We start from the raw sequence: 19,057 nt of genomic DNA on the forward strand, positions 1-19,057 counted from the left end.
TCCACATGACGCAACAGGGAACCGACGTGAGCTGGGCGCTCCGTGATCTGGTGGAGAGCATCCCGGAGATCCGTTTCGCCCTCGTGGCCTCCAGCGACGGCAAGGCCATCACCTCCTTTGGCGCCGAGGACCCCGACGACGTGGACCGCTTCGCGGCCGTGGTGGCCGGGCTGCAGGCCCTGGCCCAGCCGGTAGCCGAGCAGTTCCCCAAGTACGCGGGGCAGCTGCGGCTGGCGATGATCGAGGTCGACGGCGGTCACCTCTTCGTCGTACGGGCCGGTGTGGAGACGTATCTCGGGGTCCTCGCCCGCGAGGGACTCGACCAGGGGCTGCTCGGCCATCAGATGCGGGATCTGTCCCGGCGGATGGGCGAGCTGCTCGGCACCTCTCCGCGCCTGGAGGAGCACTCTGGATGAGTGCTCCCCGCCGACCGTCGGATCCGTCCGGTCTCGAACGCTATTACGTCCTCACCGGGGGGCGCAGCGGACCGGGCGGGTCGGCGTCGAGCCTCGACGTGGCGACCCTCGTCGTCTCCCGGACCGCCCCCGTCCAGGGGATGCAGCACGAGTACGAGGAGATAGTCCGGCGCTGCCGTGATCCGCTGTCGGTGGCCGAACTCACCGCCCATCTCGGATTGCCCTTCAACATTCTCGCGGTGCTGTTGGCGGATCTGCTGGACGCAGGCCGTATTGAAGCCCGTGATCCCATTCCGGCGCACCACGCCGGACGCGGGCCTGACCTCGCGCTCCTCCAGGAGGTACTCAGTGGACTTGAAAGGCTTTGACCATCCCGGCGACCCCGGTGCCGGGGGGACCCGCTCGGTCAAGGTGATGATCGCCGGGGGGTTCGGCACCGGGAAGACCACCATGGTCCGCTCCGTCAGCGACATCAAGCCGCTCACCACCGAGGAGACCCTCACCCAGGCGACCGTCGGCGTCGACAACCTCATCGGCGTCGCGGACAAGGCCGAGACCACGGTCAGCCTCGACTTCGGCAAGATCAGCATCAACGAGAACCTGATGCTGTACCTGTTCGGCACCCCCGGACAGGAACGGTTCTGGTTCCTGTGGAACGGCCTGTTCAAGGGCGCGCTCGGTGCCATCGTCCTGGTGGACACGAGACGGCTCGCCTCCAGCTTCCGGGCGATCGAGGAGATGGAGCGGCAGAACGTGCCCTTCGTCATCGCCCTGAACGTCTTCCCGGACTGCAAGGAACACCCCGTCGAGGAGATCCGGGACGCCCTCGACATCTCCCCGCACACTCCGATCGTGGCCTGCGACGCCCGTGACCGGGCCTCCAGCCGTGACGTACTGATCGCCCTGATACGTCATTTGAAGGAACGCTCCGCCCTCGCACTGGAGCCCCGATGAACGACCAGAGCCCCGACAGCCCCGACGCCCCGCGCGGCTGCCCGGTCGCGCACGGTTCGGCCGAACTGACCCGGCTGTACGGGCCCGAGGCGGCGACCGACCCGTTCGGTATCTACGAACGGCTGCGCAAGGAGCACGGCTCCGTCGCGCCCGTGCTGCTGGAGGGCGACGTCAACGCCTGGCTGGTGCTGGGCTACCGGGACGGTCGCCGGGTGCTCGACAACCCGCGCCAGTTCGCCCGGGACGCGCGGATCTGGCGGGACTGGCGGGAGGGCCGGGTCGCGGAGAACCATCCGCTGGTGCCGATGGTCGCCTGGCGCCCCGACTGCGTGTCCCAGGACGGCGAGGCACACCGCCGGCTGCGCGGTGCCGTCAACGACGGGCTCCAGGCCGCCGTGGCCCGCGGCATCCGGCGCCATGCCACGTACTTCGCCAACAAGCAGATCGACGCGTTCGCCGACAAGGGCCGCGCCGACCTGGTGGCGGACTACGCCGGCTATCTGCCGATGCTGATCCTCGCCCGCGTCCTGGGCCTCAGCGAGACGGAGGGCCGCCGGCTCGTCGAGTCCAACGCCATGGTGTTCCAGGGCGGCGAGGAGGCGATCCGGCACGACGGCATCATCCGGGAGATCCTCGGTGACCTCACCGAGCGCAAGCGGGCCGAGCCCGGCTCCGACTTCACCACCGGCCTGCTGGAGCACCACGCGGGCCTCGACCACGACGAGGTCGTGAGCCATCTGCGCCTGGTGCTGATGGCCGGGCACAGCACGACCAGCAATCTGCTGGCCCGCGTGCTGCAGCTGATCCTCACGGACGCCTCGCGGCTCTCCGGCCTGACCAGCGGTCAGCTGACCATCACCGCGCTGGTGGAGGAGGTCATGTGGAACTCCCCGCCGCTGTCCGTCCTGCCGGGCCGCTTCGCCGTCAGCGACGTCGAACTGGGCGGGCACCGCATCGAGGAGGGCGACCTGCTCGTCCTCGGTCTCGCACCGGGCAACCTCGACCCCGAGATCCGGCCCGACCCTGACGTCTCGGTGCAGGGCAACGAGTCGCACCTGGCCTTCAGCGCCGGCCCGCACGAGTGCCCCGGCCAGAGCATCGGGATGTCCATCATCCAGATCGCGGTGGACGTCCTGCTGCACCGGCTGCCGGGCCTGCGGCTGGCCGTGCCGGCGGAGGAGCTCACCTCGACCGCGTCCACCTGGATGTCCGTGCTGGACGGCCTGCCGGTCGAGTTCGCGGTATAGGCGCGGAGACGCTGCTGCCCGGTCGGGTCACCCGACCGGGCAGCAGGCGTTGAGGCGTCAGCCGTCGAGCCAGTCGCCCGCGACGTCCGTGGGACGGTAGCCCGTGGCGTTCCAGAGGAAATGCGGGTGCGCGCAGCCGAACATGTAGGCGAGCAGTGCGGTGTCCTCCCGTCCGGTCAGCGGGTCGTGCAGGGCGTGAAACCTTTCGGAACCCACCACACCGGCGTCCTGCTGGACCTGACGAGCGCGGTCCGGGGACGGCGCGGCGCCGGATGCCTCCACGGCGGCGACGTAGGTGCGGCGCAGGATCTCCCAGGCGTTGTCGGCGTCGCCGCGCCACGGGCCGTGCACCGCCTCGAAGGCATGGAGCTCGGCGTCGAAGAGGGGCCATGCCCCGGGGTGCTGGGCCCGGCAGCGAGCGGACAGCTCGGCGGACCGGGGGCTCAGTGCCGGTACGGCGGGCCGCGGGGCGATGGTGAGGGCCGTGCCGTGGGTGAGGATGCCGGTGCACGGGTTGGGCTGCAGGTCGCACAGCGGGCACCCCTCGCTCGGGGGGAGGCCCTCGGTGATGCCGTCGAACCACAGGGCGTGCCGTCCCGTGAGCCCCATCCAGACGACGGTGGTGGTCAGCAGCCAGGTGTTCCACATCGGGCGATGCGCCTCGGGTGTGCAGCCGTACTTGACGAGGGCTATCGCGCAGGCGGCGTAGAAGGCCTTGGTGTGGGCGGGCATCTCGGCGAGCCAGAAGTTGCTGATCTCGCCGGTGAGGGCGTCGGCCCGGACGTCGGCCATGTCGTCGATGACGCGGCACAGCAGCAGGGAGGCGAGGTTCTCCTCCTGCCACAGTTCGGTGTCGGGTGCGACGTGCCAGAACAGGCAGTCCAGCATCTGCAGAAGCGAGTAGGAGCCGTGGCCCAGCGGGTTGGTCTGGGGGAGCGTGATCCTGCCCGCGTCGTGCTGCCGGAGCCAGTACTCGTCGACGGATCGCTTGTGGGCCGCGAAGAGTCCCGAGACCAGGGCACGTGCGCTGTTGGTGCTGAAGTTCTCGGCCAGGCGGTCTTCGACGTGCTGGGTGAGGCGCGTGGTGTCGATGGTGTCGATCACGCGCTTGTACTCGTGGAAGACGAGGATGTCGTCCTCGAAGCGGTTGCGGTGGCCGAGATCGTGCTCCAGGTCGTTCAACTGGCGGGTCCAGGACCAGCCACCGGTCAGCACGCTGTCGAGCTCCCGGCGGTACGGCCAGGTCTTGACGGCGAGGGGACGGCCGGCGCTCTGCCGCCAGCGGTAGTCGTCCAGCGTGCGCGCGGGGGGCGTGGGCAGCCGGCGGCACAGCGGGCAGTCGCAGGCGGTGGCCGGCTCCTCCGCACGCGGCGGGGCCAGCGCCCGGCTCCGCCAGGCCCCTTCCAGCATCGCGCAGGTCAGCCGGCAGATCTCGGCGTCGGTGCCGACTTCGGGGAAGGCCGCCTCGATCATGCGCAGGCTGGTGTCGAGGTGCCTCAACCTCGCACGGCCCTCCTCGTCGGGCGGGAGGAACTCGCGCGGCGCCTCCTGGAGGGCTCCCGCCAGATGCAGCGTGGTGCCGAAGTGGCGGGTTCCCAGCGCGTCCAGCCGCTGCTGAGCGGCGTTCTGGAAGTCCCGGTACTGATCCGTGCTCCCGTTCGTGCGGTTCACGAAGAGGCCGGCCAGGGCGTTCCCCGCCTCCGTGGGCCGGAACTGGGCGCTTGACCGCGCCGGGAGCAGGCTGTCGGCGGACGCCTTCGGAACAGCACCTGCGCCTCGGGAATTCACGGCGATCTCCTTCGAGTTGTGGTCATGACAACGGAATCGGTCGACGGCGGTCGTCGGCAGTCGGGTCCGAGAAGGGGGCGGTGGCCCCTCCCGTGACGGCCTCGCCGGGCGGCCGGACTCACGCGACCGGCACCGGCTGCTGCCGCGAACGGCCGTGACGTGAGGGGAACGACTGCTGCGTCGGGCCCGGGAAGGCGGAGCGGGGCGCACGTACGCGGCGGATGCGTCCTCGGCGCCGCCGGCCTTCCGTGGACGGCCCGCTCTCGTCGGACCGTGCCGGCCGCACGACGAGGACCTGGGGCGCGGCCTCAGCTGCGTCGCTGTGGCCGCGCCCCACGTCCGTGTGCCGGAGCCGGCGCGGCTGACGGGGGCGCGGACTCCGGATGCTCACCGGCGGGGGACTCGAAGGGCAGGTCGGAGGTGACGTCCTGAGGCATGTGTTTCCTTTCGGGCGACAGTGCGCAGAGTCCCCCCGTCCCTGCGAACGGGTGGCCTGTCAGCCACCCGGGCACTCGAACTGGCCTTCGTGGCTCGAAAGTTGAGCCGTGAAGCGCTACGAGGCTGCCCAGAGCGTAAATGATCTACGCGTGACCTGGCCGTGACGTGTGTTACTGCTCATGCCTCCTGAGCCGAGTACACTCGCGCGCCCCCGACGTATGTGTGCGCGACGCGTGTCTCCGCGATCCGCTCCGGGGGCCCGGCGAACGGGTCGCGGTCCAGGACCACCAGATCCGCGAGCATGCCGACCGCCACCCGCCCGGTGTCGTCGAGGTGGTTCACGTACGCCGAACCCTCCGTGTACGCCCTGATCGCCGCCGCGAGTTCCAGCCGTTCCGCCGGCAGGAACACCGGCGCGTCGCCGCCCGGTTCGACCCGGTTCACCGCGACATGGATGCCCTGGAGCGGGTCGGGACTGCTCACCGGCCAGTCGCTGCCGCCCGCGAGCCGCGCCCCGGAGCGCAGCAGCGACCCGAACGGGTACTGCCGTCCGGCCCGTTCCGGGCCGAGGAAGGGGATCGTCAGCTCGTCCATCTGCGGCTCGTGCGCGGCCCACAGCGCCTGGATGTTGGCGGTGGCGCCGAGCCGGGCGAACCGCGGCACGTCGGCGGGGTGCACGACCTGCAGATGCGCCAGGTGGGGCCGCGTGTCGCTCATCCCGTTGGCCGCCCGCGCCGCCTCGACCGCGTCCAGCGCGTCCCGTACGGCCCGGTCGCCGAGCGCGTGGAAGTGGCACTGGAAGCCGAGGGCGTCCAACTCGGTCACGTAATACGGCAGTCGCGCCGGGTCGATGAAGCTCTTGCCCCGGTTGCGCGTCGCGCAGCCGCACTTGTCCAGGTAGGGGTCGAGCAGCGCCGCCGTGCCGTTCTCGGCGACCCCGTCCAGCATCAGCTTCACCGTGCCCGCCCGGAACCGCCCGTGGCTCAACGCCGCCCGCTTCTCGACGAGTTCGGGAATCTGTTCGGAGCCGCGCTCCCGGTCCCACCACAGCGCCCCGGCCACCCGCGCGGTCAGTGAACCGTCCCGGGCCGCCGCCAGATACGCCGACGCAGGGTCGTCCATGCCGAGGAAGTCCCCGATCAGGGCGTCCTGCCAGGCGGTGATGCCCAGCGCGTGCAGATGGCGCTGCGCGTGCAGCAGCGCGGCCAGCCGGTCCGCCGGGCCGGCCGGCGGGGCGAGCCGGCCGACCAGCTGCATCGCGCCCTCCTGGAGCGTGCCGCCCGGCGCGCCGGAGGCGTCCCGCTCGATCCGCCCGTCGGCCGGGTCGGGTGTGTCGCGGCCGATCCCGGCCAGCTCCAGCGCCCGGCTGTTGACCCACGCCCCGTGATGGTCCCGGTTGGGCAGGTACACCGGCCGGTCCGGTACGACGGCGTCCAGCAGCTCCTTCGTCGGTGTGCCGCCCTCGAACGCCTCCATGGACCAGCCGCCGCCCAGGATCCACGCCCGCTCCGGATGCGCGTCGGCGTAGGCGCGTACGGCGGCCACGGTCTCCGCCGCGGTCCGCAGCCCGGACAGGTCGCACTGGGTCAGTTCCAGGCCCGCCGGGACCGGATGGACGTGCGCGTCCTGGAACCCGGGCAGCAGCAGCCGCCCGGCGAGGTCGACCACCTCGGTGCGCGGCCCCGCGAGCTCCCGCAGCTCCCCGGCGGAGCCGACGGCGGTGATGCGCTCACCGGTGACGGCGACGGCGGTGGCCGTGGGGTCCTCGTCGGTGAGGACGCGGCCGCCGGTGAAGAGCAGATCTGCGTGCATGTTTCCTGTTCCTCAGTTGGGGGTCGTGAGCAGCTGGGGCGCGTCGGCATCGGTGCCCCGGCCGGTGCGGAAGTACGGCGACCTGCGCACGTACTTCGCCCAGCCGGCCGCGACGAACCCGGACCCGATCATCGCCAGCGGGGTGGCCAGCAGGAACCACCCGTTGTCCGCGCTGACCTCGAAGTGGTCGGCGGAAGTGTAGAAGGACCAGCCGAGGTAGCCGCCGAGGCCCAGCAGGGCGACGGCGCTCAGCGCCGGGAGCACCACGGCCCGTACCCCCTGCCGCCAGTCCTCGCGCAGCAGGGAGCGGAAGCGCGCGGCGGCGGCGAGCGCGGTGAGCGCGTACGACAGGGCGACGACGATGCCGACCGCGTTCACCGTCGCCATGATCATGTCGGCGAGCCGCGGGATCACCAGGGCGAGCCCGGCGACCGCCGTGGCCAGCGCGCCGATCAGCAGCGTGCCGGCCGCCGGGGTCCCGTACCGCGCGCTCACCCTGGACCACACCGGCCCGAGGGTGCGGTCCCGGCTCATCGCGAACATGCCCCGGGCCGTCGGGATCACCCCGGCCTGCAGCGAGGCCACCGCCGAGAACATCAGCGCCACCAGCGGCAGCGCGGGCCACGGCTGGGCGGCCAGCCGGTCGCCGAAGAACGCCAGCCCCTCGGCCCCGTGACCGGCCAGCTCCTGCTCGGACAGCACCCGCTGGAAGGCCACCGAGCCGAGCAGGAACAGGCCCAGCATCGTCACCAGGGTGATCAGCCCGGCCCGGGAGGCGTCCCGCGGGTCGCGGACCTCCTCGTTGACGCTGAACGCGGCCTCGAAACCCCAGTAGCAGAACACCGAGAGCAGCAGGCCCTGGGCGAGCGCGGTGGCCGACGGGATCGCGAACGGGTCGAACCAGCTCAGGCTGAAGGGGTGCGGTCCCTCGACGATGCCGTAGCCGCAGAACCCGAGCAGGACCGTGTACTCGAAGACCAGCAGCCCGGTCTGCAGGCGGGCGGCGGTGCGGATGCCGGTCACGGCGGTGAGGGTGACGGCGACCAGGACCACGATCCCGAGGGCCGTGGTCTGTGCCGTCGAACCCGGGTCGAGGGCCAGTGAGCCGATCCGGTGCACCCCGGCCTCTCCCGCCAGCTGCAGCAGCGCCGATCCGGTGACCGCCGTGGTGTACGCCAGGAAGGCCACCGTCGCCACGATGTTCACCCAGCCGACCAGGAAGCCGAGCCACGGATTGAGCGAACGGCCCACCCACACGTAGCCGTTGCCCGCGTTCGGCTCCACCCGGTTCAACCGGGAGTAGGCGCCCGCGATGCCGAGGACCGGCACGAACGCCAGCAGCATGATGGCCGGCAGATGCAGCCCGACCACCCCGGCCGTCACCCCCAGCCCGATGCCGATGCTGGTGGTGGCGGCCGTACTGGACGCGGCGACCGCCACGCCGTCCAGGACGCCGAGGGATCTGCGCAACTCAGGGGGGTCCGCTGTGTAGGGCTGGTCGGTCATGGCCGGCACACTCCGCTCGCACCTGGGGGCCGGACTGGTCGGCCCCGGTGACGGGACATGAAACTGCCGGTGCCCTTCACAGGTCAACGGTGTTGTCATAAGGTGCCCGCACGTCATGAGGAGGTCCGTCGGAGGAGGTCCGTTGAGCGAACGTGTCGTCCCGGCCGCCGCCCGGCAGCGCCGGCGCCCCACCAAACAGGGCGTGGTCCTCTCCGAGGAGCTGATCGTCGAGACCGCGATGCGGCTGATCGAGGAGCACGGCGCCGACGCCCTGTCGGTGCGCCGCCTCGGGCGTGCCCTGGGCGCCGACCCCAGCTCCCTCTACCGCTACTTCCGGCACACCGACGACCTGATGCTCGCCGTCGCCGACGAGCTGATCGGCCGTACCCTGCGCGCCTGGCGGCCCACCGGGGACTGGCGCGCCGACCTGCGCGACCTCGGCCTGCGGATGCACGCCGGCGCCCTCGCCCACCCGCGGGCCGCGGTGCTCAGCGCCCACCGGGTGACGGGACGGACGAACGAGATCCAGGCCGTCGAGACCATCCTCGGCGTCCTCCGCGGCGCCGGATTCCCGGACGCCGAGGCGGTCCGCGTCTACCACGCCTTCGTCGACCAGGCCCTCGCGTACGGCGCCCTCGACTCCGCCAACACCGCCCTGCCCAGGGCCGCCCGGGACGCCGAGGCGGACGTGTGGCGGGCGACCTACGCCCGGCTGCCCGCCACCAGTCACCCGCACATCGCGGCCACCGCACGCCATCTCGTCGCCTCGATGCGGGGCAGCTCCTATCCGGCCGCCCTCGACCTGCTGCTGACGGCGGCCGAGGCCCGGCTCGCCCAACAGGGTGCCGGGACGCGGCCGGTGGGCGACTGAACCGGCCGATCGGGGACAGACGTGTGCCGGGAGAACCTGCCGAGGGAGGAAACATGGCACTGGTGACCGCGGCCGTCGTGGTGCTCGACTGCGCAGAACCCGAGAAACTCGCCCAGTTCTACCGGGAGTTCCTGGACGGCGAGGACGGCGAGGCCTCGGCCAACCTGGTCGGGATCCGGACCGCCGACGGCTTCCGGATCGCCTTCCGGCGCGACGTCAACGCGACCCCGCCCAGCTGGCCGCGGCCCGAGAACTCGCTCCAGGCCCATCTCGACTTCCTGGTCGAGGACCTCGACGAGGCAGAGCGCCGGGTGGTCGCCCTGGGCGGACGCCCCATCGAGACGAAGGACCCGGCCGGGCCGTACGAGGAACGCGGGTACGCCGACCCGGCCGGACACTCCTTCACGCTGCGCCTGGTGCCGTCCTCGGCGCCCAAGCAGGGCTGAGACCGCTCAGTCCCGGCCACCCTGGCCCGCCGTCGGCCACACCCCGGTGGAACGCTCTATGGCCGTCGCGCCCGTACGGTCCACGGCGCTGCGCACCACCGCGAAGACCGCGCCCTGGACCGCCGCGGCCAGCAGCACCTCGCCCCAGCCGCGGTCCCGGTCCAGGGCGTCCGGCGCGTCGTCCTCGCCGCGCAGCGCCTTCCAGGTGCGGCGGAAGGCCAGCGCACCCAGCGCCCCGCCGGCCCAGCTCAGCACGAAACCGACGGGTGCGTACACGAGGGGGAGCTTCAGCTTCTTCCTGCTCTTGGCCATGCCTGCCTCCGCGTTCTCAGGGCCGCCCGGCGGCCGCGACCTCCTCGGCCGCCCGCACCGGGCCGGGCGGCGTCCCGTCCCCGAAGGGCCGGCCGCCGAGCTCCTCCCGGTGATGGGGCGTCAGCCACCCGGCGAGATCCGGACCGAGGGGCACGACACGGGTCGGGTTGATTCCGGTGTGGACCTGGTAGTAGTGCCGCTTGATGTGGTCGAAGTCGACGGTGTCACCGAATCCCGGCGTCTGGTAGAGGTCCCTGGCGTACGCCCACAGCACCGGGCTCTCCGCGAGCTTGTAGCGGTTGCACTTGAAGTGGCCGTGGTAGACGGCGTCGAACCGCACCAGCGTGGTGAACAGCCGGATGTCGGCCTCCGTGATCGTGTCCCCGACCAGGTAGCGCTGCCCGGCCAGCCGCTCGGCGAGCAGCTCCAGCCGCCGGAACACGCCGGCGCACGCCTCCTCGTACGTCTGCTGCTCGTGCGCGAACCCGGCCCGGTAGACCCCGTTGTTGACGTCCTCGTACACCTCCGCCGCCACCGCGTCGATCTCGTCCCGGTGCCGTGCCGGGTACAGGTCCGGTGCCCCGTCCCGGTGCAGCGCCGTCCACTCGGTGGCCAGGTCGAGGGTGAGTTGCTGGTAGTCGTTGGTGACCAGCTTCCCGCTCGGCACGTCCACCACCGCCGGCACGCTCACCCCGCCGGGGTAGCCGGTCTCCCGGCGGTCGTACGCCTCGCTGAGGTACCGGATGCCGAGCACCGGATCACGGCCGCCGGGGTCGAGGGTGAAACGCCAGCTGCGGTCGTCCTGGAGCGGGTCGGTGACGGCGAGCGACAGGGCGTCCTCCAGGCCGAGCAGCCGCCGGGAGATCACCGCCCGGCTCGCCCACGGGCACGCACGGCTGACCACCAGCCGGTAGCGTCCGGCCGCCACCGGCCAGCCGTCGCGTCCGTCCGCGGTGATCCGGTCCGCGAAGTGACTGGGGGACCGTTTGAATGCCCTGTGCCCCAGCGCGCTGTTGCCGTCGCCGCCGCTCATGCGTCCTCCTAGCCCGGGGGGCCGCCCACGGTCGAACGGCGGCCCTGAGGGATGCGTTCCCCCATTTCCGCCTCTCGCACGGAGTGATCAGCGCGCGTCGGGGCAGTCGGCGGTCGTGAGCAGGACACCGTCGCAGAACCAATCGGAACAGCCGCATGCCGACCGCCGGACCCGCGTGACCGTGTTCGTGGCACTCGCCGCCAACCTGGTCATCGCGGCCGCCAAGGCCGTCGGCGGAGTCGTCGCGGGCTCGCCGGCCCTGCTGTCCGAGGCCGCGCACTCCGTCGCCGACAGCCTGAACGAGGTGTTCCTGCTGGCCGCCCTGAGCCGCAGCCGACGCCCGCCCGACGCCCGGCACCCGTTCGGCTACGGCAAGGAGCGCTTCTTCTGGGCCCTGCTCGCGGCCGTCGGGATCTTCGTCATGGGCGGCTGCTTCTCCTTCTTCCAGGGGATCGAGGCACTGCGCGACGGCGCGGACGAAAAGCTCAGCGGCTATGTGGCCGGCCTGATCGTGCTGGGCGTCGCCCTGCTCGCCGAGAGCGCGTCCCTGTTCCGGGCGCTGCACCAGGCCCGCGGGGAGGCGCGGGGGCTGCGGGATCCGGCGCTGCGCACGGTGATCGCCGAGGACGGCACCGCCGTGCTCGGCGTCTGCCTCGCGATCGTCGGCATGGTGCTGCACATGGTGACCGGCCAGGTGGCCTGGGAGGCGTCGGCCTCACTGGCGATCGGCGTCCTGCTGGTGTTCGTCGCCTACCGGCTGGGCGCCGACGCCCGCGACCAGCTGATCGGGGAGGCCGCGGATCCGGAGCTCAGCGACCGGATCCGGGAGCAGCTGGAGGCGGAGCCCGAGATCGACAGCGTGGAGGCGCTCTTCACGATGCAGATGGGCCTCGAGTCGACCCTGGTCGCGGCTCGCGTCGACCTGGTGCCCGGCCTCGACAGCGAGGAGGTGGAGGAGGTCCTGGTGCGCATCAAGGGGGCGCTCGCCGAGACGTTCCACGAGGCCGACCAGGTCTTCCTGGACGTGACGGACCGCTCCGCGCAGGAGGCACATGAAAGCCCCGCCGCGACGGGGGAACGCGGCGGGGCCTGATATTCGGCTGCCCGGCCCGAAGCCGGTTCATGCCTGCCGGAAACAGATTTTTCTAAATTCCGTCGGTCCCCGGCCGGAATGAATTCCCGGAACCGCCAGTTCCCCGTGCGGCGGTTCCGGCCGCCCCGGTCCGGCTGCTCCGAATCCGGTTACCGCGGTTCCGGCTACTTCGGTTCCAGCACGAACACCGGGATCTCCCGGCTGGTCTTCTTCTGGTAGTCGGCGTACGGCGGATAGGCCGCGACCGCGCGGTCCCACCACTCGGCCTTCTCCGCGCCGGTGACCTCGCGGGCGGTCATGTCCTGCTTGACCGGCCCGTCCTGAAGCTCGACGGCCGGGTGGGACTTGACGTTGAAGTACCACACCGGGTGCTTGGGCGCGCCGCCCTGCGAGGCGACGATGGCGTACTTCCCGTCGTGCTCCACCCGCATCAGCGGCGTCTTGCGGATCTTCCCGCTCTTCGCCCCCAGGGTGGTGAGCAGGATGACGGGCAACCCGGTGTCCATCAGGGTGTTGCCCTCTTTCCCGCCCGAGTTCTCGTACAACTCGACCTGCTCGCGCACCCAGGCGGCCGGGCTGGGCTCGTACTCGCCCTCAAGAGGCATGAGGTCCGTCCCCTCGTCGGTTCCAAGACTGACAGCATGATTCAACACGCGAAGTGCCCCGGATCATCCATACGACACCGCTCCCGTGACCGGATCGCGCCGCCGCGTCGCGTACGCCGGACGTCAGCCCGGCGACAGCACCATCCGGGCCGCCAGCCCCAGCATCACGCAGCTCGACAGCAACGCGGTGACCAGGCGCCCCCGGTGGCCGGTCAGGCCGCGGCCGAGGAGCGCCCCGCCGCCCGCCAGCAGGAGCTGCCAGCTCGCGGACGCGGCGAAGGCCGCGAGGACGAAGCCCCCCTGCTCCAGCGGCCGTACCGCCTCGGCGGAACGCGTGCCGACCACCAGGGCGGCGAAGTAGATCACCGTCGTGGGGTTGAGCAGCGTGATCCCGAGGAGGCCGAGATACGCCCGTCCGGGGCCGGGTACCGGCCGCTCGGCCCGGGTCGCCGGCCGCCGCTCCCGGTACTGGCGCAGCGCCACCGCCGCACCGCGCACGGCGAGCCCCACCAGCACCAGTGCCGACACCAGCCGCAGCGGTCCGAGCACCGGCACCAGCGCCGCCGCGAGGGCGGCACCGCCGACGGTCGCCAGCAGGGCGTACAGGCCGTCGGCGCTGGCCACGCCGAGCGCGGCGCAGGCGCCGGTCCGCAGTGACGTGCGAGCCGTGAGGGACACTAGATACGTGCCGACCGCGCCGACCGGGACGGCGATCCCGTACCCGGCGAGCAGGCCGGCGACGAGCGCGGCCGTCACGCGCGTGCGGGCTCGGGCCTCCGGGGACGCCCCGGCTGCTGCTGGACCCGCACCCGACCGAAGGTCGCGGTGGTCAGCGGCACGATGGCGTCAGGAGAGTTCATGCGCAGATCCTGGGGCCCGCGTCGCCGCACCGGCAAGCGAATTTCGGCGCGGAATCGTCCCCCGACCGAACGAGGTTCGGCCAGATCATCAGATGCGGCGATCTGGCCGAACTTCCGGTCGCCACATAGGTGCCCCGAGCATCTAATGAAGATCGGCACGACGTACGACACTCGTCTGCGAGGTCTTCCATGAAAGAACTGACGGACCTGACGGAACCCACTTCTCCCGCCGGCCAGGCCGACCCCGTGGCCTGGCCGCAGGACCGCACGTGCCCCTACCACCCGCCCACCGGATACGACCCGCTGCGCGACGGCGCCCCGCTGTCCCGCGTCACCCTCTACGACGGCCGCACCGTCTGGGCGGTCACCGGCCTCGGCGCGGCCCGGGCGCTGCTCGCCGACCCCCGGCTCTCCAGCGACCGCCGGCGGGAGGACTTCCCGATGCCGAACGCCCGGTTCGCGGCCGCCAGGGAGCGCCGCCAGGTCGCACTGCTCGGCCTCGACGACCCCGAGCACCAGATCCAGCGCCGGATGCTGATCCCGGACTTCACCCTCAAACGCGCGACCGGGATGCGGCCCGCCATCCAGCGGATCGTCGACGAGCTGCTCGACAGGATGATGGCCGCGGGACCGCCCGCCGACCTCGTGAGCTCCTTCGCGCTGCCCGTGCCGTCCATGGTCATCTGCGACCTGCTCGGTGTGCCCTACGCCGATCACGAGTTCTTCGAGGCGCAGTCCCGGCGGCTGCTGCGCGGTCCGGCGCCCGCCGACTCCCTGGACGCGCGCGATCAGCTGGAGGCCTATCTGGGTGATCTGGCCGACCGCAAGAGCCGGGACGAGGCACCCGGCGACGGGGTCCTCGACGACCTCGTGCACGAGCGGCTGCGCGAGGGCGCCCTGGACCGCGCCGAGGTCGTCGCGCTGGCCCTCATCCTGCTGGTCGCCGGGCACGAGACCACCGCCAACATGATCTCGCTCGGCACCTTCACCCTGCTCCAGCAGCCCGAGCGGCTCGCCGAACTGCGCGCCGACCCCGCCCTGGTGCCCGCCGCCGTCGAGGAACTGATGCGGATGCTGTCCATCGCCGACGGGCTGCTGCGCGTCGCCCTGGAGGACATCCAGATGGACGGCACCACCATCCGCAAGGGTGACGGCGTGCTCTTCGCGACCTCGGTCATCAACCGCGACGAGGCCGTGTACGACGACCCCGACACCCTCGACTGGCACCGCCCGGCCCGCCACCACGTGGCCTTCGGCTTCGGCATCCACCAGTGCCTGGGCCAGAACCTGGCCCGGACCGAGCTGGAGATCGCCCTGCGCACCCTGTGGGAGCGGCTCCCGGACCTGCGGCTCGCCGCACCGCCGGAGGAGATCCCCTTCAAACCCGGCGACACGATCCAGGGGATGCTGGAACTCCCCGTGACCTGGTAAGAGGCTCCTGCCATGCACATCGAGATCGACAGAGACGTCTGCATCGGCGCGGGGCAGTGCGCCCTGACCGCCCCGAACGTGTTCACCCAGGACGACGACGGCTTCAGCGCCCTGCTCCCCGGCAAGGAGGACGGGGGCGGCGACCCGCTCGTCAAGGAGGCTGCCCGGGCCTGCCCGGTGGGCGCCATCACCGTCAAGGAACCGACGGGTTAGGCAGCCGTCGGCACGTCGAGCACCGCCGGCTCCAGCCCGCGCAGCCGCACCGGGTCGGCGACCACCTCGTACGCCGCCACCCGGTCGCCCTGCACGGTGACCCGCAGGACGTGGAGCAGCCGTCCGCGCGGGGCGTCCCCGGCGCCTTCGCGCACCCGGACACGGGGGAGAGGTGCTGGCCGGCACCCGGGTGGTGGCCGTCCTGGCGCGCGGCGGCGCCTGCGGGCCGGACATGGGCCGGGCGCCTGGATTTCCAGCTGCCCTACCTGAGGGCCTGGACGGCCCGGCTCGGTGTCCGGCCCGAGCACCTCCATCCGGCGGCCGCCGAGCTGACCCGCGTCGACGTGCCGCCCTTCCTGGCCGGCCAGGAGGAAGCGGCCGCCCCCTCCCTCGCCGAGGCCCGCGCCGCCCTTGCCCGGCTCGCCGCCGCGGACTGACCTCACCCCGCGCGCAGCAGTACCCGGGCCGCCGCGCGGGCCTCCGCCGCGGGCTCCGCGCTCCCGGTGACGCCCGCGGTGACCATCGCCCCCTCGGCGAGCAGGAACAGCGGCCCGGTGAGCGCGGCGTCCAGCCCGGCGTCGGCCACCAGCTCCGCCAGGTAGTCCCGGAACGCCCGCTTGTGGCCGCGCACCTGGGCCACCACGCGCGCGGAGGTGGCACCGAGCTCGCCGTAGGCGTTGATCCAGGCGCACCCCCGGAAGTCCGCCTCCCCGAACCACCCCTCCAGCCAGTCGAAGACCGCGAGCAGCCGCTCCCGGGGCTCCTCGTGCCGCCGGACGTGCTCGGCGAGCCGCTGCCGCCAACGCACGTCCCGCCGCTCCAGATAGGCCTCCACCAGCTGCTCCTTCGCGGGGAAGAGCTGGTAGAGCCGTTTGAGGGAGACGCCGGAGGCGCCGCGTATGTCGTCCATGCCGACGGACTGCACCCCACGCCCGTAGAACAGCCGCTCGGCGGCGTCCAGCGCCTGCTCACGCGCGACCGCGCTGTCCATGGGTTCCTCCTTGACGTGAGAACGTGCGTTCTCCTACGGTAGCAGCGACTCGGAGAACGCACGTTCTCACTTCGTCGTCGAGGAGGAGACCATGGCCGACCGCCCGCCGCTGCCGCCCTTCACCCGGGAGACCGCCGTCCAGAAGGTCCAGGCCGCCGAGGACGCCTGGAACACCCGCGACCCCGAGCGGGTCGCCCTCGCCTACTCCGAGGAGTCGGTCTGGCGCAACCGCGACACCTTCGTCACCGGCCGGGCCGCGATCGTCGAGTTCCTCACCGCGAAATGGGCCCGGGAACTCGACTACGCGCTCCGCAAGGACCTGTGGGCCTTCGACGGCGACCGCATCGCGGTCCGCTTCCAGTACGAGTGCCACGACGCGGACGGCCGGTGGTGGCGCTCGTACGGGAACGAGCTGTGGGAGTTCGACGGGCACGGGCTCATGACCCGGCGCGAGGCCAGCATCAACGACGTGCCGATCGAGGAGCACGAGCGCCGGATCCACGGTCCGCGCCCGGAGTCCGAGCGGGGCCTGTCCTTCCCGCTCCGGTAGCCCCCGCATAGGGTTCCCGGATGACCGACGAGCCCCGCAAGCCCTTCCTCTACCTGGTCGTCTGCGCCGCCGGTGTCGCCGCGGGCGTCGGCAGGCTCATCACCGCGGCCCAGGAACGCGGCTGGGAGGTCGGGGTCATCGCCACCCCCGTGGCCGTGAACGGCTTCTTCGACACCGCGGAGGCGCAGGCGCGCACCGGCCGCCCGATCCGGTCGGCCTGGCGCCGTCCCTCCGATCCGCGGCCCTTCCCCGCGCCGGACGCCGTGGTCGTCGCGCCCGCCACCTTCAACACCGTCAACAAGTGGGCCGCCGGGCTCGCCGACACCCTCGCCGTGGGCACCCTGTGCGAGGCCCTGGGCCTGGACGTGCCGATCGCGGTCCTGCCCTGCGTCGCCGGCGCGCTCGCCGCCCACCCCGCCTACCAGGAGAGCCTGGCCCGGCTGCGCGCGCTCGGCGTCCGCTTCGGCGACCCCTACGCCGGCGAGGCCGACGCCGACGGCGGCCGCCCCGAGTTCGCCTGGGAACGCGCGCTGGACCTGCTGGACCGGACCTGACGGCGGCCCCCGGCGTCCGATAACCACCGCCACGACAGGAGCCCGGAGGGCCGTCCGACGTACGCTCGCCTCTGTACGACGTGATCTCGACGGTGGGAGACAACGATGGAGTACGTGAAGCTCGGCCACACCGGTTTGGACGTGTCCCGGATCTGCCTCGGCTGCATGACCTACGGCCTGCCCGACCGCGGCACCCACGAGTGGACCCTCGGCGAGGCGGCGGCCCGCCCGCTGATCCGGCAGGCGCTGGAGGCTGGCATCAACTTCTTCGACACCGCCAACGTCTACTCCGACGGCACCAGCGAGGAGATCGTCGGCAAGGCGCTGCGCGACTTCGCCCAGCGCGACGAGATCGTCCTCGCCACCAAGGTGCACGGCCGGATGCGTCCCGGCCCCAACGGCGGTGGCCTCTCCCGCAAGGCGATCCTCACCGAGATCGACCACAGCCTCGGCCGCCTCGGTACCGACTACGTCGACCTCTACCAGATCCACCGCTACGATCACGCCACGCCGATCGAGGAGACGATGGAGGCGCTGCACGACGTCGTCAAGGCCGGCAAGGCGCGCTACATCGGGGCCAGTTCGATGTACGCCTGGGAGTTCTCCAAGGCCCAGTACACGGCCGAGCGGCACGGCTGGACAAAGTTCGTGTCCATGCAGAACCACTACAACCTCCTCTACCGCGAGGAGGAACGCGAGATGCTGCCGCTCTGCGCCGACCAGGGCGTGGGCGTACTGCCGTGGAGCCCGCTGGCCCGGGGCCGCCTCACCCGCGACTGGGGGACGGTCACCGAGCGCAGCGCGAACGACAACTTCGGCAGCCGCCTCTACCAGGAGGGCGACCGCGCGATCGTCGAGGCGGTCACCCGCATCGCCGACGACCGGGGCGTCCCGCGCGCCCAGGTGGCCCTGTCCTGGCTCCTCCACCAGAACACGGTGACGGCCCCGATCATCGGCGCCTCGAAGCCGAACCACATCGAAGATGCGGTGGCGGCCGTCGAACTGAAGCTCAGCGACAAGGAGTTGGAGGAGCTCCAGCAGCCCTACGGCCCCCACCCGATCTCCGGCCACTGAAACGCGCCTCACCGCACCCGAATCACAACCGCTCGGTCCCGCACGGCCCGCCCCCGTCGCTCTTGAGCAGCGGTACCGGCTCCCCACTCATGGACAACGTCCGGTAGTACGCACCGATCCGCTCCGCCGACCGCCCCACGTAGTGCCCGATGAACGACCGCCGGTACCGGCCGGCGGAGCGATTGGGCTGCGACCCGTGCACCAGGCTCCCGTTGAAGAACAGCACGTCCCCCGGCCCCATGTCGACCGGCACCGTCGCGAGCCCCTGCGGCGGTGCCACGTACTCCCGCGCGAACGACAGCTCCGCATCCGACTCCTCGGGGCAGAACAGGTCCATCCGGTGCGTCCCCGGCACCACCTCGAGGCCGCCGTTCTCCCGGTCGATCGCCTCACAGGCGACCCACGCGGCGACGCACGTCCCCGGCTCAACCCGCAGATAGAAGTTGTCCTGATGCAGCGCCTGCCCCCGTGCTCCCGGCGGCTTGAAGTAGAACATGCTCTGCGCGGCCAGCACCTCCTCCCCGAACAGCGCCTCGAGGACCACCCGCAGCCGCGCGTCCAGCAGGAACCGCCGCGCGAGCGCACTGATCTCGTGCGGCTGCATCACCCGCGGACACCGTTGCAGCGGATCCCCCGCCGGCCGCGGCTCGAAGTGGCCTGGTACGACCCGCCCCGCCGCGTGCAGCGCCGCGAACTCCGCGCACAGCCGATCGATCTCGTCGTACCCGAACAACCCCCGTACGACGGTGAACCCGTCCTCCTCGAACTGCCGCGCGACGGTGGTGTCGATGCCCGTGGCTGTCATGCCCGCCCTCCTCGGTCCGGTGCCCTGGACCTGTCACGCTAGGGCGACGCCACCGCGG

The 19,057-nt window shown here is 72.0% G+C and carries 22 protein-coding genes; 13 read left to right on the forward strand and 9 right to left on the reverse strand.

Annotated elements, in window-relative coordinates:
- Positions 1-5: 5 nt before the first annotated feature.
- The 4 genes from ACFY0K_RS02490 to ACFY0K_RS02505 are packed head-to-tail and all read left to right on the forward strand — an operon-like array spanning position 6 to position 2,617.
- Positions 6-416 carry a roadblock/LC7 domain-containing protein gene (locus ACFY0K_RS02490; protein ID WP_046733906.1) on the forward strand — a complete coding sequence of 137 codons (411 nt, stop codon included), beginning with the start codon at positions 6-8 and terminating at the stop codon, positions 414-416.
- Positions 413-784 (forward strand): DUF742 domain-containing protein, encoded by a 372-nt coding sequence (locus tag ACFY0K_RS02495; RefSeq protein WP_093506599.1) that lies wholly within the window; start codon positions 413-415, stop codon positions 782-784. The genes ACFY0K_RS02490 and ACFY0K_RS02495 overlap by 4 nt, the downstream gene beginning before the upstream one ends.
- Positions 765-1,370 carry an ATP/GTP-binding protein gene (locus ACFY0K_RS02500; RefSeq protein ID WP_351955181.1) on the forward strand — a complete coding sequence of 202 codons (606 nt, stop codon included), beginning with the start codon at positions 765-767 and terminating at the stop codon, positions 1,368-1,370. The genes ACFY0K_RS02495 and ACFY0K_RS02500 overlap by 20 nt, the downstream gene beginning before the upstream one ends.
- The gene (locus ACFY0K_RS02505; RefSeq protein ID WP_390638228.1) at positions 1,367-2,617 is read left to right on the forward strand and encodes a cytochrome P450; all 1,251 of its coding nucleotides are present in this window, start codon (positions 1,367-1,369) and stop codon (positions 2,615-2,617) included. Before ACFY0K_RS02500 ends, ACFY0K_RS02505 begins: the two co-directional genes overlap by 4 nt.
- 57 nt (positions 2,618-2,674) lie before the next feature.
- Here the strand turns inward: ACFY0K_RS02505 and ACFY0K_RS02510 are convergent, their stop codons facing one another.
- The 3 genes from ACFY0K_RS02510 to ACFY0K_RS02520 form a co-directional block, all read right to left on the reverse strand.
- Positions 2,675-4,405, reverse strand: coding sequence for a hypothetical protein (locus tag ACFY0K_RS02510; RefSeq protein ID WP_390638229.1), 1,731 nt, complete (start codon positions 4,403-4,405; stop codon positions 2,675-2,677).
- A 615-nt stretch (positions 4,406-5,020) separates the two neighbouring features.
- Positions 5,021-6,655, reverse strand: coding sequence for an amidohydrolase (locus ACFY0K_RS02515; protein ID WP_390638230.1), 1,635 nt, complete (start codon positions 6,653-6,655; stop codon positions 5,021-5,023).
- 12 nt (positions 6,656-6,667) lie between these two features.
- Positions 6,668-8,161 carry an APC family permease gene (locus tag ACFY0K_RS02520; protein WP_390638231.1) on the reverse strand — a complete coding sequence of 498 codons (1,494 nt, stop codon included), beginning with the start codon at positions 8,159-8,161 and terminating at the stop codon, positions 6,668-6,670.
- Positions 8,162-8,303: 142 nt separating this feature from the next.
- On the opposite strand from ACFY0K_RS02520, the gene ACFY0K_RS02525 reads away from it, so the two are divergent.
- A complete protein-coding gene (locus ACFY0K_RS02525) occupies positions 8,304-9,032 on the forward strand; it encodes a TetR/AcrR family transcriptional regulator (RefSeq protein WP_390638232.1) in 729 nt (242 codons plus the stop codon).
- 53 nt (positions 9,033-9,085) lie between these two features.
- Entirely contained in the window at positions 9,086-9,478 is a 393-nt protein-coding gene (locus ACFY0K_RS02530) for a VOC family protein (RefSeq protein WP_390638233.1), read from the forward strand.
- Between the two features lie 6 nt (positions 9,479-9,484).
- Here the strand turns inward: ACFY0K_RS02530 and ACFY0K_RS02535 are convergent, their stop codons facing one another.
- Positions 9,485-9,790: a DUF4235 domain-containing protein gene (locus ACFY0K_RS02535; protein WP_351955174.1), complete on the reverse strand. Its 306-nt coding sequence runs from the start codon at positions 9,788-9,790 to the stop codon at positions 9,485-9,487.
- 16 nt (positions 9,791-9,806) lie between these two features.
- Positions 9,807-10,823, reverse strand: coding sequence for a glutathione S-transferase family protein (locus tag ACFY0K_RS02540; RefSeq protein ID WP_390638234.1), 1,017 nt, complete (start codon positions 10,821-10,823; stop codon positions 9,807-9,809).
- Between ACFY0K_RS02540 and ACFY0K_RS02545 the strand changes: the two genes are divergently transcribed.
- A complete protein-coding gene (locus ACFY0K_RS02545; RefSeq protein ID WP_390638235.1) occupies positions 10,822-11,916 on the forward strand; it encodes a cation diffusion facilitator family transporter in 1,095 nt (364 codons plus the stop codon). The genes ACFY0K_RS02540 and ACFY0K_RS02545 overlap by 2 nt on opposite strands.
- 164 nt (positions 11,917-12,080) lie before the next feature.
- On the opposite strand, the gene ACFY0K_RS02550 is transcribed toward ACFY0K_RS02545, so the two are convergent.
- Both ACFY0K_RS02550 and ACFY0K_RS02555 read right to left on the reverse strand, forming a co-directional pair.
- Complete coding sequence (locus tag ACFY0K_RS02550) at positions 12,081-12,521, reverse strand: nitroreductase family deazaflavin-dependent oxidoreductase (protein ID WP_390638236.1); 441 nt, start codon at positions 12,519-12,521, stop codon at positions 12,081-12,083.
- 123 nt (positions 12,522-12,644) lie between these two features.
- Positions 12,645-13,277 (reverse strand): LysE family transporter, encoded by a 633-nt coding sequence (locus ACFY0K_RS02555; RefSeq protein WP_390638237.1) that lies wholly within the window; start codon positions 13,275-13,277, stop codon positions 12,645-12,647.
- 293 nt (positions 13,278-13,570) lie between these two features.
- Here ACFY0K_RS02555 and ACFY0K_RS02560 point away from each other — a divergent pair, with 293 nt between their 5' ends.
- The 3 genes from ACFY0K_RS02560 to ACFY0K_RS02570 all read left to right on the forward strand — a co-directional run bounded on the left by ACFY0K_RS02560 (position 13,571) and on the right by ACFY0K_RS02570 (position 15,462).
- Complete coding sequence (locus tag ACFY0K_RS02560) at positions 13,571-14,812, forward strand: cytochrome P450 (protein WP_388599036.1); 1,242 nt, start codon at positions 13,571-13,573, stop codon at positions 14,810-14,812.
- Between the two features lie 12 nt (positions 14,813-14,824).
- Entirely contained in the window at positions 14,825-15,025 is a 201-nt protein-coding gene (locus tag ACFY0K_RS02565) for a ferredoxin (RefSeq protein WP_390638238.1), read from the forward strand.
- Positions 15,026-15,135: 110 nt separating this feature from the next.
- Complete coding sequence (locus tag ACFY0K_RS02570; RefSeq protein WP_390638239.1) at positions 15,136-15,462, forward strand: hypothetical protein; 327 nt, start codon at positions 15,136-15,138, stop codon at positions 15,460-15,462.
- A gap of 2 nt (positions 15,463-15,464) precedes the next feature.
- Here the strand turns inward: ACFY0K_RS02570 and ACFY0K_RS02575 are convergent, their stop codons facing one another.
- Entirely contained in the window at positions 15,465-16,016 is a 552-nt protein-coding gene (locus ACFY0K_RS02575) for a TetR/AcrR family transcriptional regulator (RefSeq protein ID WP_351955167.1), read from the reverse strand.
- Between the two features lie 91 nt (positions 16,017-16,107).
- Between ACFY0K_RS02575 and ACFY0K_RS02580 the strand changes: the two genes are divergently transcribed.
- The 3 genes from ACFY0K_RS02580 to ACFY0K_RS02590 all read left to right on the forward strand — a co-directional run bounded on the left by ACFY0K_RS02580 (position 16,108) and on the right by ACFY0K_RS02590 (position 18,194).
- A complete protein-coding gene (locus ACFY0K_RS02580) occupies positions 16,108-16,566 on the forward strand; it encodes a DUF1348 family protein (RefSeq protein ID WP_388599042.1) in 459 nt (152 codons plus the stop codon).
- Between the two features lie 20 nt (positions 16,567-16,586).
- Positions 16,587-17,120 (forward strand): flavoprotein, encoded by a 534-nt coding sequence (locus ACFY0K_RS02585; protein WP_390638240.1) that lies wholly within the window; start codon positions 16,587-16,589, stop codon positions 17,118-17,120.
- Between the two features lie 105 nt (positions 17,121-17,225).
- Positions 17,226-18,194 (forward strand): aldo/keto reductase, encoded by a 969-nt coding sequence (locus tag ACFY0K_RS02590; protein ID WP_390638241.1) that lies wholly within the window; start codon positions 17,226-17,228, stop codon positions 18,192-18,194.
- Between the two features lie 22 nt (positions 18,195-18,216).
- On the opposite strand, the gene ACFY0K_RS02595 is transcribed toward ACFY0K_RS02590, so the two are convergent.
- Entirely contained in the window at positions 18,217-18,999 is a 783-nt protein-coding gene (locus ACFY0K_RS02595) for a phytanoyl-CoA dioxygenase family protein (protein WP_390638242.1), read from the reverse strand.
- Positions 19,000-19,057 lie beyond the last annotated feature (58 nt).

Source organism: Streptomyces sp. NPDC001507 (genome assembly GCF_042894765.1).
Taxonomy (GTDB): domain Bacteria; phylum Actinomycetota; class Actinomycetes; order Streptomycetales; family Streptomycetaceae; genus Streptomyces.

What these genes read in the sequence shown, in the direction of transcription:
- ACFY0K_RS02490 (WP_046733906.1), top strand. Translation starts at nt 6, where the DNA reads ATGACGCAACAGGGAACCGACGTGAGCTGGGCGCTCCGTGATCTGGTG.
- ACFY0K_RS02495 (WP_093506599.1), top strand. Translation starts at nt 413, where the DNA reads ATGAGTGCTCCCCGCCGACCGTCGGATCCGTCCGGTCTCGAACGCTAT.
- ACFY0K_RS02505 (WP_390638228.1), top strand. Translation starts at nt 1,367, where the DNA reads ATGAACGACCAGAGCCCCGACAGCCCCGACGCCCCGCGCGGCTGCCCG.
- ACFY0K_RS02515 (WP_390638230.1), bottom strand. Translation starts at nt 6,655, where the DNA reads ATGCACGCAGATCTGCTCTTCACCGGCGGCCGCGTCCTCACCGACGAG.
- ACFY0K_RS02520 (WP_390638231.1), bottom strand. Translation starts at nt 8,161, where the DNA reads ATGACCGACCAGCCCTACACAGCGGACCCCCCTGAGTTGCGCAGATCC.
- ACFY0K_RS02530 (WP_390638233.1), top strand. Translation starts at nt 9,086, where the DNA reads ATGGCACTGGTGACCGCGGCCGTCGTGGTGCTCGACTGCGCAGAACCC.
- ACFY0K_RS02535 (WP_351955174.1), bottom strand. Translation starts at nt 9,790, where the DNA reads ATGGCCAAGAGCAGGAAGAAGCTGAAGCTCCCCCTCGTGTACGCACCC.
- ACFY0K_RS02545 (WP_390638235.1), top strand. Translation starts at nt 10,822, where the DNA reads ATGCGTCCTCCTAGCCCGGGGGGCCGCCCACGGTCGAACGGCGGCCCT.
- ACFY0K_RS02540 (WP_390638234.1), bottom strand. Translation starts at nt 10,823, where the DNA reads ATGAGCGGCGGCGACGGCAACAGCGCGCTGGGGCACAGGGCATTCAAA.
- ACFY0K_RS02550 (WP_390638236.1), bottom strand. Translation starts at nt 12,521, where the DNA reads ATGCCTCTTGAGGGCGAGTACGAGCCCAGCCCGGCCGCCTGGGTGCGC.
- ACFY0K_RS02560 (WP_388599036.1), top strand. Translation starts at nt 13,571, where the DNA reads ATGAAAGAACTGACGGACCTGACGGAACCCACTTCTCCCGCCGGCCAG.
- ACFY0K_RS02565 (WP_390638238.1), top strand. Translation starts at nt 14,825, where the DNA reads ATGCACATCGAGATCGACAGAGACGTCTGCATCGGCGCGGGGCAGTGC.
- ACFY0K_RS02575 (WP_351955167.1), bottom strand. Translation starts at nt 16,016, where the DNA reads ATGGACAGCGCGGTCGCGCGTGAGCAGGCGCTGGACGCCGCCGAGCGG.
- ACFY0K_RS02580 (WP_388599042.1), top strand. Translation starts at nt 16,108, where the DNA reads ATGGCCGACCGCCCGCCGCTGCCGCCCTTCACCCGGGAGACCGCCGTC.
- ACFY0K_RS02585 (WP_390638240.1), top strand. Translation starts at nt 16,587, where the DNA reads ATGACCGACGAGCCCCGCAAGCCCTTCCTCTACCTGGTCGTCTGCGCC.
- ACFY0K_RS02590 (WP_390638241.1), top strand. Translation starts at nt 17,226, where the DNA reads ATGGAGTACGTGAAGCTCGGCCACACCGGTTTGGACGTGTCCCGGATC.
- ACFY0K_RS02595 (WP_390638242.1), bottom strand. Translation starts at nt 18,999, where the DNA reads ATGACAGCCACGGGCATCGACACCACCGTCGCGCGGCAGTTCGAGGAG.